Annotated in this window: 15 protein-coding genes; 7 read left to right on the forward strand and 8 right to left on the reverse strand. The window is 70.3% G+C overall.

Features of this window, described 5'->3' with window-relative positions; all coding sequences use genetic code 11:
• Positions 1 to 70 precede the first annotated feature (70 nt).
• From OG729_RS35550 to OG729_RS35565, 4 genes are all read right to left on the reverse strand, one after another.
• A complete protein-coding gene (locus OG729_RS35550; protein WP_405810083.1) occupies positions 71 to 823 on the reverse strand; it encodes an ArsR/SmtB family transcription factor in 753 nt (250 codons plus the stop codon).
• Between the two features lie 127 nt (positions 824 to 950).
• On the reverse strand, positions 951 to 1,940 hold the full coding sequence (meaB, locus tag OG729_RS35555; RefSeq protein ID WP_405810085.1) for a methylmalonyl Co-A mutase-associated GTPase MeaB: 990 nt from the start codon (positions 1,938 to 1,940) through the stop codon (positions 951 to 953).
• A gap of 13 nt (positions 1,941 to 1,953) precedes the next feature.
• Entirely contained in the window at positions 1,954 to 4,170 is a 2,217-nt protein-coding gene (gene scpA, locus OG729_RS35560; RefSeq protein ID WP_405810087.1) for a methylmalonyl-CoA mutase, read from the reverse strand.
• Complete coding sequence (locus OG729_RS35565; RefSeq protein WP_405810089.1) at positions 4,170 to 6,053, reverse strand: methylmalonyl-CoA mutase family protein; 1,884 nt, start codon at positions 6,051 to 6,053, stop codon at positions 4,170 to 4,172. The genes scpA and OG729_RS35565 overlap by 1 nt, the downstream gene beginning before the upstream one ends.
• Positions 6,054 to 6,415: 362 nt before the next feature.
• Here OG729_RS35565 and OG729_RS35570 point away from each other — a divergent pair, with 362 nt between their 5' ends.
• The 4 genes from OG729_RS35570 (at position 6,416) to OG729_RS35585 (ending at position 9,686) form a co-directional block, all read left to right on the forward strand.
• Positions 6,416 to 6,778: a VOC family protein gene (locus OG729_RS35570; protein WP_405810090.1), complete on the forward strand. Its 363-nt coding sequence runs from the start codon at positions 6,416 to 6,418 to the stop codon at positions 6,776 to 6,778.
• Between the two features lie 60 nt (positions 6,779 to 6,838).
• A complete protein-coding gene (locus tag OG729_RS35575; protein WP_405810092.1) occupies positions 6,839 to 7,492 on the forward strand; it encodes a DUF6629 family protein in 654 nt (217 codons plus the stop codon).
• Between the two features lie 366 nt (positions 7,493 to 7,858).
• A complete protein-coding gene (locus OG729_RS35580) occupies positions 7,859 to 8,257 on the forward strand; it encodes a hypothetical protein (protein WP_360877890.1) in 399 nt (132 codons plus the stop codon).
• Positions 8,258 to 8,273: 16 nt separating this feature from the next.
• Complete coding sequence (locus OG729_RS35585) at positions 8,274 to 9,686, forward strand: NADP-dependent succinic semialdehyde dehydrogenase (protein WP_405810094.1); 1,413 nt, start codon at positions 8,274 to 8,276, stop codon at positions 9,684 to 9,686.
• A 93-nt stretch (positions 9,687 to 9,779) separates the two neighbouring features.
• Here OG729_RS35585 and OG729_RS35590 read toward each other — a convergent pair whose 3' ends face one another.
• Positions 9,780 to 10,274, reverse strand: coding sequence for an Lrp/AsnC family transcriptional regulator (locus OG729_RS35590; RefSeq protein WP_360877897.1), 495 nt, complete (start codon positions 10,272 to 10,274; stop codon positions 9,780 to 9,782).
• 73 nt (positions 10,275 to 10,347) lie between these two features.
• Between OG729_RS35590 and OG729_RS35595 the strand changes: the two genes are divergently transcribed.
• Complete coding sequence (locus OG729_RS35595; RefSeq protein ID WP_405810095.1) at positions 10,348 to 10,830, forward strand: DUF2000 domain-containing protein; 483 nt, start codon at positions 10,348 to 10,350, stop codon at positions 10,828 to 10,830.
• A gap of 13 nt (positions 10,831 to 10,843) precedes the next feature.
• Here the strand turns inward: OG729_RS35595 and OG729_RS35600 are convergent, their stop codons facing one another.
• The gene (locus tag OG729_RS35600; RefSeq protein WP_360877904.1) at positions 10,844 to 11,071 is read right to left on the reverse strand and encodes a hypothetical protein; all 228 of its coding nucleotides are present in this window, start codon (positions 11,069 to 11,071) and stop codon (positions 10,844 to 10,846) included.
• Positions 11,072 to 11,365: 294 nt separating this feature from the next.
• Between OG729_RS35600 and OG729_RS35605 the strand changes: the two genes are divergently transcribed.
• Positions 11,366 to 11,827, forward strand: coding sequence for a hypothetical protein (locus tag OG729_RS35605; RefSeq protein ID WP_360877907.1), 462 nt, complete (start codon positions 11,366 to 11,368; stop codon positions 11,825 to 11,827).
• Between the two features lie 50 nt (positions 11,828 to 11,877).
• Here OG729_RS35605 and OG729_RS35610 read toward each other — a convergent pair whose 3' ends face one another.
• The gene (locus OG729_RS35610; RefSeq protein ID WP_405810097.1) at positions 11,878 to 12,846 is read right to left on the reverse strand and encodes an NADP-dependent oxidoreductase; all 969 of its coding nucleotides are present in this window, start codon (positions 12,844 to 12,846) and stop codon (positions 11,878 to 11,880) included.
• Positions 12,847 to 13,002: 156 nt separating this feature from the next.
• On the opposite strand from OG729_RS35610, the gene OG729_RS35615 reads away from it, so the two are divergent.
• Positions 13,003 to 13,389 carry a helix-turn-helix domain-containing protein gene (locus OG729_RS35615; protein WP_360877914.1) on the forward strand — a complete coding sequence of 129 codons (387 nt, stop codon included), beginning with the start codon at positions 13,003 to 13,005 and terminating at the stop codon, positions 13,387 to 13,389.
• Positions 13,390 to 13,737: 348 nt separating this feature from the next.
• On the opposite strand, the gene OG729_RS35620 is transcribed toward OG729_RS35615, so the two are convergent.
• Positions 13,738 to 14,937 (reverse strand): lactate 2-monooxygenase, encoded by a 1,200-nt coding sequence (locus OG729_RS35620; RefSeq protein ID WP_405810099.1) that lies wholly within the window; start codon positions 14,935 to 14,937, stop codon positions 13,738 to 13,740.
• Positions 14,938 to 15,198: the final 261 nt, after the last annotated feature.

Raw genomic sequence — 15,198 nt, forward strand, 5'->3', positions numbered from 1 at the left:
GGTGCGGGTGCCGCCGCGCACAGTCGTACCGGAAAAGCCGGTCGCCGTAGGCGGTCCAGTCCGGGCCTTCCTAGGAGTACATCAGTGATCCCGGCGTGGTGAGCAGCTCGCCCGTCTCCAGCCAGGTCTTCAGGCCGGAGAGGATCATCGGCCAGCCGCCGTAGAGCTCGTCGTTCGCGCCCTCGCGCAGTTGGTCGTGGGTGACGACCAGCCGACAGGAGTCGCCGACGGGCTCGATCTCCCAGGTGACCCTGGACGTACCCTCGCTCTTCACCTCGTCGCTCCAGAGCGCCACCATGCTCTGGACGAGCCGGCGCGGTGGATCGATCTCGAGGATCTCGCCCTCGCCGAGCAGGCCGTCGGCCTTGGGGGAACTCATCTCGAAGTGCCCGCCGGGCTTCCAGTCCGCCGTGACCCGCGCGCCGAAGTTGTACTTGCTTCTGATCTCGGGGTCGGTGATCGCCTGCCACAGGCGTTCCGGGGTGGTGCGGATGTAAATCTCGAAGATCTTTTCCATGGGGCTCTCCAGTCGGCTTTTGAGGCCACTGAGGCCAGCGGCCCAGGGTTCCGCGTACTTGCTCACCCACCGGTCGTGGACGAGCCGGATAGGGACGGGGTTCAGGAAGTGGAGCTTCTCGCGGCCTCGCCGCCTGGTCACTACGAGGCCCGCTTCCTCGAGCTGCTTGAGGTGCTTCATCACCCCGAAGCGGCTGATGCCGAACCGCGCCTCGAGTGCGCTGAGCGTCTGCCCGTCCTCCCGGAAGAGCTCGTCGAGGAGGCTGCGCCGGGTCGGGTCGGCCAGTGCCTTGAACACTTCGTCCACACCACAAAAAATAGGTGACCATTTGGTCACCTGTCAAGGGGTACTCGACCTGGGTGAGGACTGGAGTACGACTGAAGCCGCCCGGTCCCGGGGGTGGGCGCAGCCGGCACCCGCCGCCGGGACCGCGCTAGCGCGGCTGCTGAAAAGCGTCCAGAATCCGGTCGGCGGCGAGCGTCGCCGTCAACTGCCCGTCCCGCACCTGCTGTTCGAGGCCGGGCGTGAGGGCACGTACACCGGGATGGCTGCGCAGCCGGTCCCGCAGCTCGTCGTGGACCATCGTCCAGGCCCAGTCGATCTGCTGGTCGCGGCGCTTGGCGGCGAGCCTGCCGGTCGAGTCGAGCAGCGAGCGGTGCTGTTCGACACGCTCCCACAGCGTGTCGAGCCCCGTGCTCTCCCGCGCGCTGCAGGACAGCACCGGGGGAGTCCAGGCAGCGTCGGCGGGGTGCATCAGCCGCAGCGCACCCGCGAGTTCACGGGCGGCCGCGCGGGCGTCGCGCTCGTGCGGACCGTCCGCCTTGTTCACCGCGATGACGTCGGCCAGCTCGAGGACGCCCTTCTTGATGCCCTGGAGCTGGTCGCCGGTACGGGCCAGCGTGAGCAGCAGGAAGGAGTCCACCATGTTGGCCACGGCTGTTTCCGACTGGCCGACCCCGACCGTCTCCACCAGCACCACGTCGTAGCCCGCGGCCTCCATCACGATGATGGTCTCGCGGGTCGCCTTGGCAACCCCGCCGAGCGTGCCCGCGGTGGGCGACGGGCGCACAAACGCCGCCGGGTCCACCGCCAGCCGCTCCATCCGCGTCTTGTCGCCCAGGATCGAGCCGCCCGTACGCGTGGAGGAAGGGTCCACGGCGAGCACCGCGACCCGATGGCCCAGGCCGGTGAGCATCGTGCCGAGTGCGTCGATGAAGGTGGACTTCCCGACGCCCGGCACACCACTGATGCCGACCCGCCGCGCGTTGCCCGCGTAGGGCAGCAGCTCGGTCAGCAGCCGCTGGGCCAGCGCCCGGTGATCGGCCCGCGTTGACTCGACGAGAGTGATGGCGCGGGCGATGTGCGCCCGCGACCCGTCGCGCACGCCTTTGACATAGGTGTCGATGTCGATCGTGGGAGGCATCCGGGGCACAGTCTCACAACTCGTGGCCGAGCGAGGCGGCCAGGGTCTTCACCAGGTCCCGAGCGGCGTCGGGGATCACCGTGCCGGGCGGGAAGACCGCGGCGGCTCCCGCCTCGTGCAGTGTCTCCACGTCCTGGGGCGGAATCACGCCGCCCACCACGATCATGATGTCTTCCCGTCCCTCGGCGGCCAGTTGCTCCTTCAGCGCCGGCACGAGCGTGAGATGCCCGGCGGCCAGCGAGGAGACGCCGACGATGTGCACATCCGCCTCGACCGCCTGGCGGGCCACCTCCTCCGGCGTCTGGAACAGCGGGCCGACATCCACGTCGAAGCCCAGGTCGGCGAAGGCCGTGGCGATCACCTTCTGGCCGCGGTCATGGCCGTCCTGGCCCATCTTGGCGACCAGGATGCGCGGACGGCGGCCCTCGGCCTCCTCGAACTCCTCGACCATGGTGCGGGTACTCTCCACCGCGGGTGACGTCCCTGCCTCGTTCCGGTACACACCGGAGATCGTACGGATCTGCCCCGAGTGCCGTCCGTACACCTTCTCCAGGGCATCGGAGATCTCGCCGACCGTCGCCATCGCACGTGCCGCGCTCACCGCGAGCGCCAGCAGATTGCCCTCAAGACCGGGGCCCGGACCCGCCTCGGCCGCGGCGGTCAGCGCGCGCAGCGCGTCCTGGCAGGCGTTCTCGTCGCGCTCTGCCCGCAGCCGCCGCAGCTTCTCGATCTGCTGGGCGCGCACCGAGGAGTTGTCGACCTTGAGCACATCGATCTGCTCGTCGGTCTCGACACGGTACTTGTTCACGCCGATGACCGGCTGGCGTCCGGAGTCGATACGAGCCTGTGTACGGGCCGCGGCCTCCTCGATGCGCAGCTTCGGGATGCCGGCGTCGATGGCCTGCGCCATGCCGCCGGCCGCCTCGACCTCCTCGATGTGCTGCCAGGCACGGCGAGCGAGGTCGTGGGTGAGCTTCTCGACGTACGCACTGCCGCCCCACGGGTCGATGACCCGGCAGGTCCCCGACTCCTGCTGGAGGAGCAGCTGGGTGTTGCGGGCGATCCGCGCGGAGAAGTCCGTCGGCAGCGCCAGCGCCTCGTCCAGCGCGTTGGTGTGCAGCGACTGCGTGTGCCCCTGGGTGGCGGCCATCGCCTCCACACACGTACGGGTCACGTTGTTGAAGACGTCCTGCGCCGTCAGCGACCAGCCCGAGGTCTGCGAATGGGTACGCAGCGAGAGCGACTTGGAGTTCTTCGGGTCGAACGTCTTCACCAGCTTCGCCCACAGCAGCCGCGCGGCCCGCAGCTTGGCGACCTCCATGAAGAAGTTCATGCCGATCGCCCAGAAGAACGAAAGCCGGGGCGCGAAAGCGTCCACGTCCAGCCCCGTGTCGATCCCGGCCCGCAGATACTCCATGCCGTCGGCGAGGGTGTATGCCAGCTCCAGATCGGCCGTCGCTCCGGCCTCCTGGATGTGATAGCCGGAGATGGAGATGGAGTTGTAGCGGGGCATCTTCTGCGAGGTGTACGCGAAGATGTCCGAGATGATCCGCATCGAGGGCTTGGGCGGATAGATGTAGGTGTTGCGGACCATGAACTCTTTGAGGATGTCGTTCTGGATGGTCCCGGCCAGCTTCTCGGGCGGTACGCCCTGCTCCTCGGCGGCCACGATGTACAGCGCGAGAACGGGCAGCACGGCCCCGTTCATCGTCATCGACACACTCATCCGGTCCAGCGGAATGCCGTCGAAGAGCTGCCGCATGTCGTAGATCGAGTCGATGGCCACACCGGCCATGCCGACATCGCCCGTCACCCGGGGGTGGTCGCTGTCGTAGCCGCGGTGGGTCGGCAGGTCGAAGGCGACCGACAGACCCTTCTGCCCGGCCGCGAGGTTGCGCCGGTAGAAGGCGTTCGACTCCTCGGCGGTCGAGAAGCCCGCGTACTGACGGATCGTCCACGGCTGATTGACGTACATCGTCGGGTACGGACCGCGCAGGTACGGTGCGATGCCCGGGTATGTCCCGAGGAAGTCGAGACCGGCCAGATCCTGCCCGGTGTACAGCGGCTTGACGGGGATGCCCTCGGGCGTGTCCCACACCAGGTCCGCGGCGCCCTTGCCGGTGGACTCCTTGACCGCCGTACGCCACTGGTCCTCGTCGACCCCGGACACGCCGCCGGAACCGAGTTCGATCTCCGAGAAGTCGGGGATCGAGAAGTCAGGGGTCCGCATCACGCCACTCCGATCCGGTCGAGGACGGAGGTCAGGACGGCGACCGCGTCGCCGCCAGCGACGACGAACTCGTCGACTCCGGCCCGTACATACGTCTCTCGCTGTTCGCCGGGACGGCCGGCGAGGAAGACCCGCAGCGCGCCCGCCGCCGTGAGCGCCTCGGCCACCGGTGCGGCCTGCTCGGCATAGAGCGCGTCGCTGGAGCAGATGCACGCCACGCTCGCCCCACTGGCGGTGAAGGCCTCACCGACCGAGGCCGCGTCGACCCGGACCGGGTCGTGGACCGGTTCGATGCCGCCCGCCTGGAAGAGGTTGGCGGCGAAGGAGGCGCGTGCGGTGTGCGCGGCGGCCGGGCCGAGGGCGGCGATGAAGACGCGCGGGCGGGCGCCGGTGGCGGCGAGATGGGCGTCCGAGCGGGCGCGCAGCGCCTCGAAGGCCTCGTCGCGTCGCACCTTCGGCAGTCCGCCGGACGGTGCGGCGGGCGCCGGGTCGCGCTCGACCGGAGCCTGGGAGAGCAGCGGGAACTCGCTCACCCCGGTGACCGGTTCGCGCCGCTTGGCCAGGTTCTTCGTACGGCTCTCCCAGCCGGCGCCGATCCGTTCGGAGACGAGACCGCCGCGCAGCGCGGCCTGCTGGCCACCTGCGCGCTCGATCTCCTGGAACCAGGTCCAGGCCGCGTGGGCGAGTTCGTCGGTGAGCTGCTCCACGTACCAGGAGCCGCCGGCCGGGTCGATGACCCGGCCCACATGCGATTCCTCCATGAGAATCGTCGAGGTGTTGCGCGCGATGCGCCGGGCGAAGCCGTCCGGCAGCCCGATGGCGTGGTCGAAGGGCAGCACGGTCACGGCATCGGCACCGCCGACACCGGCGGCGAGCGAGGCGACCGTGGTGCGCAGCATGTTCACCCAGGGGTCGCGGCGGGTCATCATCACCGGCGATGTCACCACGTGCTGGCGCTGTGCACCGGCGGCGCCGCACACCTCGGTCACCCGGGCCCAGAGCCTGCGGGCCGCGCGCAGCTTGGCGATGGTGAGGAACTGGTCGGCGGTGGCCGCGTAGCGGAACTCCAGCTGGCCGCAGGCCGCTTCCACCGAGAGACCGGCAGCGGTGAGGGCACGCAGCCAGGCGACGCCGGTGGCCAGCGAGCAACCCAGTTCCTGGGCGGCCGAGGCGCCGGCCTCGTGGTACGGCAGCGCGTCCACCGTCAGCGCCCGCAGCCCGGGGTACCTCTGGTGGCAGAGCTGAGCGAGATCTGTCGCGGCGGCCGTGCGGTCGGCGACGTCCCCGTACTGTCCGGTGCGGGCGGCGTGCCCGAGCGGGTCGGCGCCGAGGTTGCCGAGCGCGGCCTCGGGAGCCACCCCCCGCTCGTCGTACAGCCGCAGCAACTCGCGGGCGGCGGCGTCGAATTCGTCCCCCGCGTCCAGTACGACGGGGGCGAGGTCGAGATAGACGCCGTCCAGTGCCGTGGCGAGCCCGGACAGGGGTACACCTGCTGCGCCGACGGACAGCCAGATCGAGGTGACCCCGTTCTCCAGGTCCGCGAGCACGGCTTCGTTCGTACGGGCCGGATCCGGCCGGTCGTGGCGCTGGCGTACGTCCCAGCCGGAGACCGCACCGCCCTCGGGCCTGCCGCCCCTGGTGAAGGGGGCGAAGCCCGGATATCCGGCGCCGCCTGCGCCGTTGCGTGCCGTGTGTGCGGTGTACAGGGGACGGGTGGTGAGCCCGTCCTCCAGGGCCGTGGACAGCACGTCCTCGGCCGCCGTGTCCGGCGCGTCCCTGCCTGCCTTGCGAAGCACGCCGGCCACCAGCCGCTGCCACTGCTCGTGGGTCGCATCCGGGAATTCGGCGGCCAATGAGAACCCGTCGTCGGGGAGGACCGTCATGCTCAGATGCTAGGTCAAGCTCGCATACGTGCAGCAGGGGAGAAGGCTGTGACCTTGCACTCTCCGGAGCTCTCTTGATCCTTGCGGCGCGATGGCCTATCCGGTGCGGGTGCGGCGGCCACCGCGCCGGCTCCGCTTCGGCGTACGGCAGGGGCGGTGGGGGCGGTCGACATCGCCGGCGTCACCACGGAGATCATCCGGGGGCGTGACGGGCGGGTGCAGCGGTGCGGTGCAGTGGGTACGGGGGCGGCCGTACGGGGGCGGCCGTACGGTGGGATGGACACGGTCGACGGACCGGGTCGCTGGACAGGTTGGGTCGACAGGCCACGGCCCGGCAGTGCCTACGGAAGGCGGGACCCGCGATGGCCGGTGAGATCTCCTTCTTCGAACTGGGCGTGGGCGACTTCGAGGCGGCCCGCACGTTCTACAGCGGCCTGTTCGGCTGGATCTTCGAGCCCGGCCCGACGGAGGGCGGCGGCTATGCGATCAGTACGCCCAATGTCCCCGGCGGAGTGCACGGCGGCGACCCCGGCGCCGGTCCGTATCTCTTCTTCCGGGTCGACGACATGAAGGCCGCGCTCGAGAGGGTGCGTGAACTCGGCGGCACGGTCGACGATTTCGACGCGGGCGACGACGACGAGACGGTCGCCCGCTTCGGCCGTTTCAAGCTCTGCCACGACGACCAGGGCTCGCCCTTCGGTCTGCACGAACCGCCGGCGGCCTGAGTCACGGCGAGGCCGGGCGACCGCCCGGCCAATCCCGATGACCCGATATAGCTTGGCCTCATGTGCTGGAGCGCGACAGCCGACCTCATGGCGGGCACCTGCATCGCCGCGATCGGAGTGGCCGGCGTCGGGCAGGTGCGCCGAATGCGCGATCTGCCGCTCGCCGCGTTGCCGTTGCTCCTCGGAGCGCATCAAATCATCGAGTCGGTCGTCTGGCGCTCCGGCGGGGGTACGGGCCCCGCCACCCTCGCCTGGGCGGTCATCGCCCTGCCCCTGCTACCGGTGTGGGTGCCGCTCGGCGTACTCCTCGCCGCGCCGGCCCGCGCCAGGCCCCGGCTGGTCATTCCGCTCGCCGCCGGGCTCGCGACCGCCGCGGTCCTCGCATACTGCCTGGCCACCCGTTCCGTGACGGCCGAGATCCGCGGGCACACCCTCGGCTATGTCCTGGGCCTGCCGCACTCCCCGCTGATCATCGCGGGGTATCTGCTGGCCACCGTCGGCTCCCTGCTGCTCGGCGGCGATCCGGCGCTGCGGCTGCTCGGCGTCATCGTCGGGGCCGGGGCGGTGGCCTGCGCGCTGCTGTGGCGACTGGAGTTCGTCTCCACCTGGTGCGCCCTGGCCGCGGTGGCGTCCCTCGTCCTCTTCCGCTGGTCCCGGCACCGACCGTCGGCACCGGCGCCGCGCGGGGACTACGGCGACCTCGCCTCCGGCTGAACCGCCGCTCCGCGCGTCCAGAGGGTGGCTTTCGGATCTTGCTCATTGCGACGCAGGCGCTTCGCCGGGCCCGGCCGGGGTCAGAGGGAGGCAAGGAGAACGATCATGACCGACCACCGGCCGACCGACCGCGCGACGAAGGAGACGGAAGACGACACCCAGGTCCCCAGGACCTGCCCGATCAGCCGGTCCCGGACGAGCCGTCCGGCTGAAGCCCGGTCGCACACGGTGCCCGACCGGGTGAGTCTGGAGGAGGCGCCCCTTCGAGAGCCGGGCCGCGAGTGCGCTGGAGGAGCTGGAGGAAGCGATGGGCGTGTTCGAACCGCCGCTGCCGCTGGAGCACGACCCCGAGAGACAGGAAACACCGTGAACCGCACACAGGAGTACACGACGCCGGTCGTCGTGACGCTGAGCAGTTGCGCGAAGGAGGATGCCCACACCGTCTTCCGCCTGCTGCACCAGTCCTTCGCCTCGGACCGCGAGGACGAGGACGCCCCGCAGTACACCACCCACGACACCTCCCACGACACCTCGGACGCGCACACGACCGTGTGGACCTCGACCTTCGAGGTCTCGCGCTCGCACGCCAAGCCCGGACCGGTGCAGTTGACCGCGCCCGTCAAGGTCGATCTGCAGGGCACCTACTGGGGAGTGGACAAGCTGACCGAGACGCTGGGCGACGCCTTTGCCGTACGGGAGCGAGGGATGGCCGCCGGCGACCAGGAAAAGGACGTCCAGCTGCTTCTCGAGAGCCGCAGCGGATAGCCGAGGAGGAAGAGCCATGCCCATCGCCACGGTGAATCCCGCAACCGGCGAGACACTCAAGACCTTCGACCCGCTCGGCCCCGAGGAGATCGAGCGCCGTCTGGCACTCGGCGTGACCGCCTTCGGGGACCATCGCACCAGGGGATTCGGCGACCGGGCGCACCTGCTGATCCGCGCCGCCGAACTGCTGGAGCAGGACCAGCACGACATCGCACGCACCATGACCACCGAGATGGGCAAGCCGATCAAGGCCGCCGTCGCGGAGGCCGCGAAGTGTGCCAAGGCGATGCGCTGGTACGCGGGACACGCCGAAGAGCTCCTTGCCGACGAGCACCCCTCGCCCGCCGACGTCAAGGACTCCGGAGCCTCCCGGGTGACTGTCCGCTACCGTCCGCTCGGCGTCGTGCTGGCCGTGATGCCGTGGAACTTCCCGCTCTGGCAGGTCGTACGCTTTGCCGCCCCCGCCCTGATGGCGGGCAACGTAGGTCTGCTCAAGCACGCATCGAACGTGCCGCAGACCGCCCTCTATCTTGAGGACCTCTTTCAGCGCGCCGGATACCCGCAGGGGTGCTTCCAGACGCTGCTCGTCGGATCCGGCGCGGTCGAGGCCATCCTGCGCGACCCCAGGGTGGCCGCCGCGACGCTGACCGGCAGCGAGCCGGCCGGCCGCTCCGTCGCGGCGATCGCGGGCGACGAGGTGAAGAAGACCGTACTGGAGCTCGGCGGCAGCGATCCCTTCGTCGTGATGCCGTCGGCCGACGTCGAGAAGGCGGCAAGCACCGCGGTGACCGCCCGGGTGCAGAACAACGGCCAGTCCTGTATCGCGGCCAAGCGCTTCATCGTCCATGAGCAGGTGTACGACGACTTCTGCGAGCGCTTCACGGCCGGCATGAGTGCGCTGACGCTGGGCGATCCGATGCAGGAATCCACCGACATCGGCCCGCTCTCCAGCGAACAGGGCCGCGCGGACCTCGAAGAGCTCGTCGAGGACGCCCTGCGCCGCGGCGCCACGGCCCGCTGCGGAGCACGGCGCCCCGAGAAGTGGGACCGGGGCTGGTACTACGAGCCCACCGTCCTCACCGACATCACCGCCGAGATGCGTATCCACCACGAGGAGGCCTTCGGCCCGGTCGCCACGGTCTACCGGGTCAGCGGCCTCGAAGAGGCGGTCGAACGCGCCAACGACACGCCCTTCGGGCTGAGTTCCAATGTGTGGACGCGCGACGAAGAGGAGGTACAGCGGTTCGCGCGGGACATGGAGGCGGGCGGTGTCTTCTTCAACGGAATGACTGCCTCCCACCCGGCGCTGCCCTTCGGCGGCGCCAAGCGCTCCGGTTACGGCAGGGAGCTGTCGGGCCACGGCATTCGCGAGTTCTGCAACATCACCACGCTCTGGCACGGCCCTGAATCCCACCAGGCCGGGCAGTGACAGCCGGTCCAGCGAGAACAGCCTCGTCATCACGTTCATCATGCTCGTCGAGCAGTACTGCTCGAACCGCCGTGTGTGAGACGACCGTCGCCGCTACCTGGGGCGCTGCTTCGGGCGCTGGGTGCGCTCGGCCGGTGCGGTGATGGACCGGGACTGCACATGCTCGTAGACCATCGTCGACTGCACGTCCGCGACCTCGCGGCGCTCGGTCAGCCGGTCGATGACGAACGCGTACAGGCCGTTGACGTCCGGGACCGCGACGTGGATGAGAAAGTCGTACGGCCCCGAAGTGACGAAGAGGCCGATGGTCTCCGGCAGTTGGGCGGCCCACTCGCGAAAGCCCTCGATGACCGGGCGTGACGGCGGTCTGATCCGGACCGAGATCAGCGCCTGGACCGGGCGGCCGACCGCCGCCAGCTCGAGTGCCGCGTGATAGCCGCCGATGACGCCACGCTCGCGCAACGCCTTGACGCGCTCCAGCGAGGTGGAGGGGGAGACACCGGTCTTGGCGGCCAGATCGCGGTTGGTCTGCCGTGCATCGTGCTGCAGCTCCCGCAGCAGAGCCCAGTCGAGCGCATCAAGTTCCATGAAATCGCCTCTTGACCTGATGAAGTTCGGCAGATCTATTAAGTGTAAGCACTATTGCCTAGCGTTCCGAAGTATGACCGTTCAGAACGACGCGGCTGCCACACGGCTGCCCAGCGCTGAAGTACGTACCGATCTGTCGACCCGCCAGGCCACGCTGAAGTGGGTCATCGTCATCGACCAGAAGCTGCCCGCCGGGCGGGCGGCGAACGCCGCGGCATGCCTGGCCGCGGCCGTCGGCAAGGCCCTGCCCGACCTGCTCGGCGACCACGGCCACGACGGCTCGGGCACCGTCCACCCGGGCCTGCCCTGGGCGGGCTGCTCGGTGCTCGCCGCCGACGCCGAGACCGTCCGCGCGCTGCGCGAGAAGGCCGGGGCGACGGACGGCTTCTTCATCGTCGACATGCCCGAACACGCCCAGAGCACACGGGTGTACGACGAGTATCTCGACCGTCTCGCCGGGACGAAGATCGAGGATCTGACGTACCACGCGATCAGTCTCGTCGGCCCGCGCAACCAGGTGAGCAAGCTCGTCGGAAAGCTCTCCCTGCTGGGCTGAGGCGCCCGAAGGTTCAATGCCAGTAAGAGGGCTCGCCGCCTGTCTCGTCGGTGGAGAGCCCCCACACGACCAGCGCGACGAACACCAGCACGATCAACAGGAGGCACCCGCATCCCGCGAGCAGCTCACGCAGCTGGGCCTGCCGCCCTTGACGGGTATCGGTCCGCCACCTCGGGTCGATGGATGCTGTGCCGTTGCCGAGGGCATCAGCCAGGTCCAGCACATCCCCGGCGTGATACACCCGCGATGTGCTCGGTCCCCACGTGCCGTAGCCCGTCCGCGTCTCGCACCGTATCCCTTGAGCTGCGGCGACCCCATGGACGCAGCTTCGACGCACGCGACACACCGCGGCGGCTTGGCGGGCTGTCAGCCAAGTGCGGCCGTGACTCTGCTCATCCGCCATGATCCACCCCCCCCGTAACTCCCGTAGGAAGATTACCCAGTTGCCGGCGCGATCAGCCCGAAAGGCGAAGAGAGTCCGAGAACGGCCACGACAGGGGGCAACGTACGGCCGCCGGGCCGCGTCCTTGTGGGCATGATCGAACTCCTCGACCCCACCAGCCCTGACGACTACGAAGGGGCCGTGCGACCCGGCCCGCTGTGGCGCCACGCCTTGTGGGTGGCGGGCATCACCGTCCTCGGGGTGGGCGTGGGTTGGGCCGGCGCCTTGTTCCGTGTCGGCCCCAAGGAATACGGGCTGCCGCCCGCCGCTCCGGGGGCAGTGTGGCCGTATCTGGTCGCCTGGACCGTGATCGGCCTGGCGGCGGCAGCCGTACTGCGGGCTGCCGCCGCCAGGGTGCCGGTCTACGCCCCGGAGGGGATCGCTGCCGTGCTCACCATCCTGGGCACCCGGCTCTCGCTGGGCTGGCGGCCGGAGGCGCCGGTGCTGGGTCCGATGGCCGCGGCCGCGCTGACGGCGGTGGCCATATGGTGCGCCCTTGCGCTGCGCTCCGGCTCTCGTGGCCAACGCGGCGGGGGAGTTACCTCTGGCGGATGAGGGGGGTGGAAGCCGGCGTCACGTCGGCGCCCCCAGGCCGAAACTCAATCTCAGTCGGTGACGCGCAGCACCAGCTTGCCGCGGGTGCGGCCCTCCTCGCCCCGGCGGTGCGCCTCGGCGGCGTCCGCCAGTGGCAGCACGTCCTCGACCTCGACGCTCACCGCGCCCTTGTCGATCAGTGCGGCGATCTTGGTGAGCGCCGCGCCGTCCGGCTCCACCAGGAAGGGCTTGGCCCGCAGGCCCTGTGCGCCGGCTGCCTCCAGCAGTTCGGGGGAGACACCGGACGGAACCGCGACGATCGTGCCGCCGGGGCGCAGGGTCTTCAGCGAACGCGTGCTGGTCGAGTCGTGCCCGTCGCCGACCAGGTCGATGACGAGGTCGACGTCGTGCACCGCGTCCTCGAAGCGGGCCCGGGTGTAGTCGATCAGCTCGTCGGCGCCGAGCGAGCGCAGCCAGTCGTGCTTGGCGGCCCGCGCGGTGCCGATGACGTGCGCGCCGAAGTGCTTGGCGAACTGCACGGCGAAGTGCCCCACGCCGCCCGCTGCCGCGTGGATCAGCACCCGCTGACCTGCCTCGATCCGTGCGGCGTCGGCGAGCGCCTGCCAGGCGGTGAGCGCGGCCAACGGCACCGCGGCAGCACGGTCGTGGTCGACGGCTGCGGGCTTGCGCGCGAACTGCCGTGCGGGCGCGGTCACATACTCCGCGTACGCACCGGCCTGGCGCGGGAACCACGGCATGCCGTAGACCTCGTCGCCGACCTCGAGCGTATGGACGCCGAAGCCGACCTCCTCCACGACGCCGGACACGTCCCAGCCGAGGACGAACGGCGGCTCGCCCAGCACCTGCGCCATGCCGCCGCCCTCACGGGTCTTCCAGTCCACCGGGTTCACACCCGCGGAGCGCACCCGCACCAGCACCTCGGTGGGCAGCGGCGCGGGCCGCGGCACCTCGGCAAGGCGCAGTACCTCGGGCCCGCCGAAGCTGTCCTGGGTGATCGCGCGCATGGTCTCACTGCTCATGGGGGTTCTCCTGCATGAAGTGCCGGGGCGCGGACGCACGGCCCGGTCGGCTGATCATCGACGCCTGAAAGCTACCCGTGGGGTAGTGGTAACCCGCAAGGGCTACTACTATCCAAGGGGAAGCATCGAGGTCACAGCCGTACCGGAGGCACGTTCATGTCCATTCCCTGCACGACGGGGCAGCACGACGATCACGATGTGTTCGCGGCGGAATGCCCGTGCCGTGATGTCCTGGACGTCCTGGCAAGCAAGTGGTCGGCGCTGGCCATCGGTGCCATGGGGGAGGGGCCGCAGCGCTTCGGCTCGCTGCAGCGGCGGCTCCAGGGTGTCAGTCCCAAGGTGCTGACCAACACCCTGCGCAGGCTGGAGCTCCACGGCTTCGTCGACCGCACGGTCTATCCGGCCGTGCCGCTGCACGTCGAGTACGAACTGACCGAGCTGGGGCGAGGCGTCGCCGTGCCGCTGGGGCAGCTGCGCGGCTGGGTGGAGCTGCACCTCGACGAGATTCGCTCCGCCGGAGCCGACGAGCCTGCCCGCGGCTGAGCCGGACGCCGGGCCGGGTCAGCGGACGCCGGGCCGGATCGGCGGGTGCCGGGTCAGCGGGCCGTGGGCGCCGCGGGTCGGCGACCTCCTCATGGCTGCCGACCAGCGTGGTTCCGGCGCCGCCCCGCACCAGATGCCCGCCCGGAGGTTCGGATGGATCTCCAGACCGTTCCGCTCTCCGCCGGGCGTCCTCGTACCAGGCGCCGGCGGGCGTCGGCCGATCCTGTACCGGCCGCTCGCCGACGTCAGCCCCCAGGTGCTGCTCGTCACCCAGCGCCGCACCCTCGGGTGCGGTGCCGAGAGCGGCGCAGGATCTGCACGAGGCTTTTGGACGGCGCGCCGGCGAGGTCAGTCGCGAGGAGTCAGCGCGTCGGGCGTGAGCTGACCGGGCGAGGTGTACCCGGACAGGGCCAGCGTGAGGTCGAAGTCCGCCAGCATGCTGCGGATGACATGGTCCACTCCCGCCTGGCCGTCCAGCCCGAGGCCGTACACATAGGGTCGGCCGAGCAGCACGGCCTGCGCTCCCAGAGCGAGGGCCTTGAGCATGTCCGCACCCGAGCGGATGCCGCTGTCGAAGAGGACCGTGAGGCGGTCGCCGACTGCGGAGACGATTCCCGGCAGCGCTGCTGCGGACCCGACCGCGCCGCTGACCTGTCGGCCACCGTGGTTGGAGACCACGATCCCGTCCATGCCCGAGTCGGCCGCGCGCCGCGCGTCGTCCGGGTGCTGGATGCCCTTGAGCACGATCGGGCCGTCCCAGTGCTCACGCAGGAAACCCAGGTCGTCCCAGGTCTTCGTCGGATCGGCGAACATCCGCAGAAAGTGCTGGACTGCCGCGCCCGGATCCTCGGCCACCGGTTTGGCGAGCCCGGCCTGAAAGGCGGGATCGGAGAAGTAGTTGGCGGTGCCGACCCCGCGCAGGAACGGCAGATACGCCTGGTCGAGATCGCGCGGCCGCCACGACAGCAGCCAGGTGTCCAGCGTGACGATCAGTGCGGAGTAGCCGCAGGCCCGGGCGCGGTCGAGGAAACTGACCGCGACTTCGCGGTCCTTGGGCCAGTACAGCTGGAACCAGCGCAGCGCGTCCCCGGCCGCAGCGGCGATCTCCTCCATCGGGACGCTCGATGCCGACGAGGTGGTGTACGGGACGCCCACAGCCGCCGCGGCACGGGCCGCGCCCGGCTCCGCGTCGGGGTGCATGATCGACTGGACGCCGACCGGGGCGAGAGCCAGCGGCGCGGGCAGCCGGGTGCCGAACAGGTCGACAGTCAGATCCCGTTCGGCGACATCGCGCAGCATGCGCGGCACGATCCGCAGCCGGTCCAGCGCCTCCCGGTTGGCCCTGGCCGTACTGCCGTCACCGGCGCTGCCCGCGACATAGCCGACCGGCCCTGGTGGCAGCCTGCGCGAGGCCAGCTCCTCCAACTGAGCCAGATCGGTGGGCAGCCGGGGGACTGCGCCGCCGAACAGCCCGGCGGCGTAGATCTCGTTCTGGAAGTTCGCCCAGTCGACGCGCGGTCCGGACGTTCCAGGTGCGGTGTCAGGCATACGAGGCTCCCTGATGTCTGCGGTCAGTGGCTGCGCGGCAGTGATCTCGCCCCACTGTGGCCGAGACCGGAAGCAGCCCGCCAGATGCGTGCCGGCCTGAGCGCGGGTGATCAGCGGAGTCTCGCAGTCGATGAGCCGCGGCATACCGGCCGCCATGGCGAGCATCCCGTAACTGAGCTGTCCGACAGCGGCCCGTTCCAGGGCCCCTGGAACCTCGACGACCTCACAGACCGGGAAAAACAGGTACTCCTTTTACCTCGG

It is taken from the genome of Streptomyces sp. NBC_00210, from assembly GCF_045160975.1.
Lineage (GTDB): Bacteria > Actinomycetota > Actinomycetes > Streptomycetales > Streptomycetaceae > Streptomyces.

What these genes read in the sequence shown, in the direction of transcription:
- OG729_RS35585 (WP_405810094.1), top strand. Translation starts at nt 8,274, where the DNA reads ATGCCCATCGCCACGGTGAATCCCGCAACCGGCGAGACACTCAAGACC.
- meaB (WP_405810085.1), bottom strand. Translation starts at nt 1,940, where the DNA reads ATGCCTCCCACGATCGACATCGACACCTATGTCAAAGGCGTGCGCGAC.
- OG729_RS35615 (WP_360877914.1), top strand. Translation starts at nt 13,003, where the DNA reads ATGTCCATTCCCTGCACGACGGGGCAGCACGACGATCACGATGTGTTC.
- OG729_RS35605 (WP_360877907.1), top strand. Translation starts at nt 11,366, where the DNA reads ATGATCGAACTCCTCGACCCCACCAGCCCTGACGACTACGAAGGGGCC.
- OG729_RS35575 (WP_405810092.1), top strand. Translation starts at nt 6,839, where the DNA reads ATGTGCTGGAGCGCGACAGCCGACCTCATGGCGGGCACCTGCATCGCC.
- OG729_RS35565 (WP_405810089.1), bottom strand. Translation starts at nt 6,053, where the DNA reads ATGACGGTCCTCCCCGACGACGGGTTCTCATTGGCCGCCGAATTCCCG.
- OG729_RS35610 (WP_405810097.1), bottom strand. Translation starts at nt 12,846, where the DNA reads ATGAGCAGTGAGACCATGCGCGCGATCACCCAGGACAGCTTCGGCGGG.
- OG729_RS35595 (WP_405810095.1), top strand. Translation starts at nt 10,348, where the DNA reads ATGACCGTTCAGAACGACGCGGCTGCCACACGGCTGCCCAGCGCTGAA.
- OG729_RS35590 (WP_360877897.1), bottom strand. Translation starts at nt 10,274, where the DNA reads ATGGAACTTGATGCGCTCGACTGGGCTCTGCTGCGGGAGCTGCAGCAC.
- OG729_RS35620 (WP_405810099.1), bottom strand. Translation starts at nt 14,937, where the DNA reads ATGCCTGACACCGCACCTGGAACGTCCGGACCGCGCGTCGACTGGGCG.
- scpA (WP_405810087.1), bottom strand. Translation starts at nt 4,170, where the DNA reads ATGCGGACCCCTGACTTCTCGATCCCCGACTTCTCGGAGATCGAACTC.
- OG729_RS35570 (WP_405810090.1), top strand. Translation starts at nt 6,416, where the DNA reads ATGGCCGGTGAGATCTCCTTCTTCGAACTGGGCGTGGGCGACTTCGAG.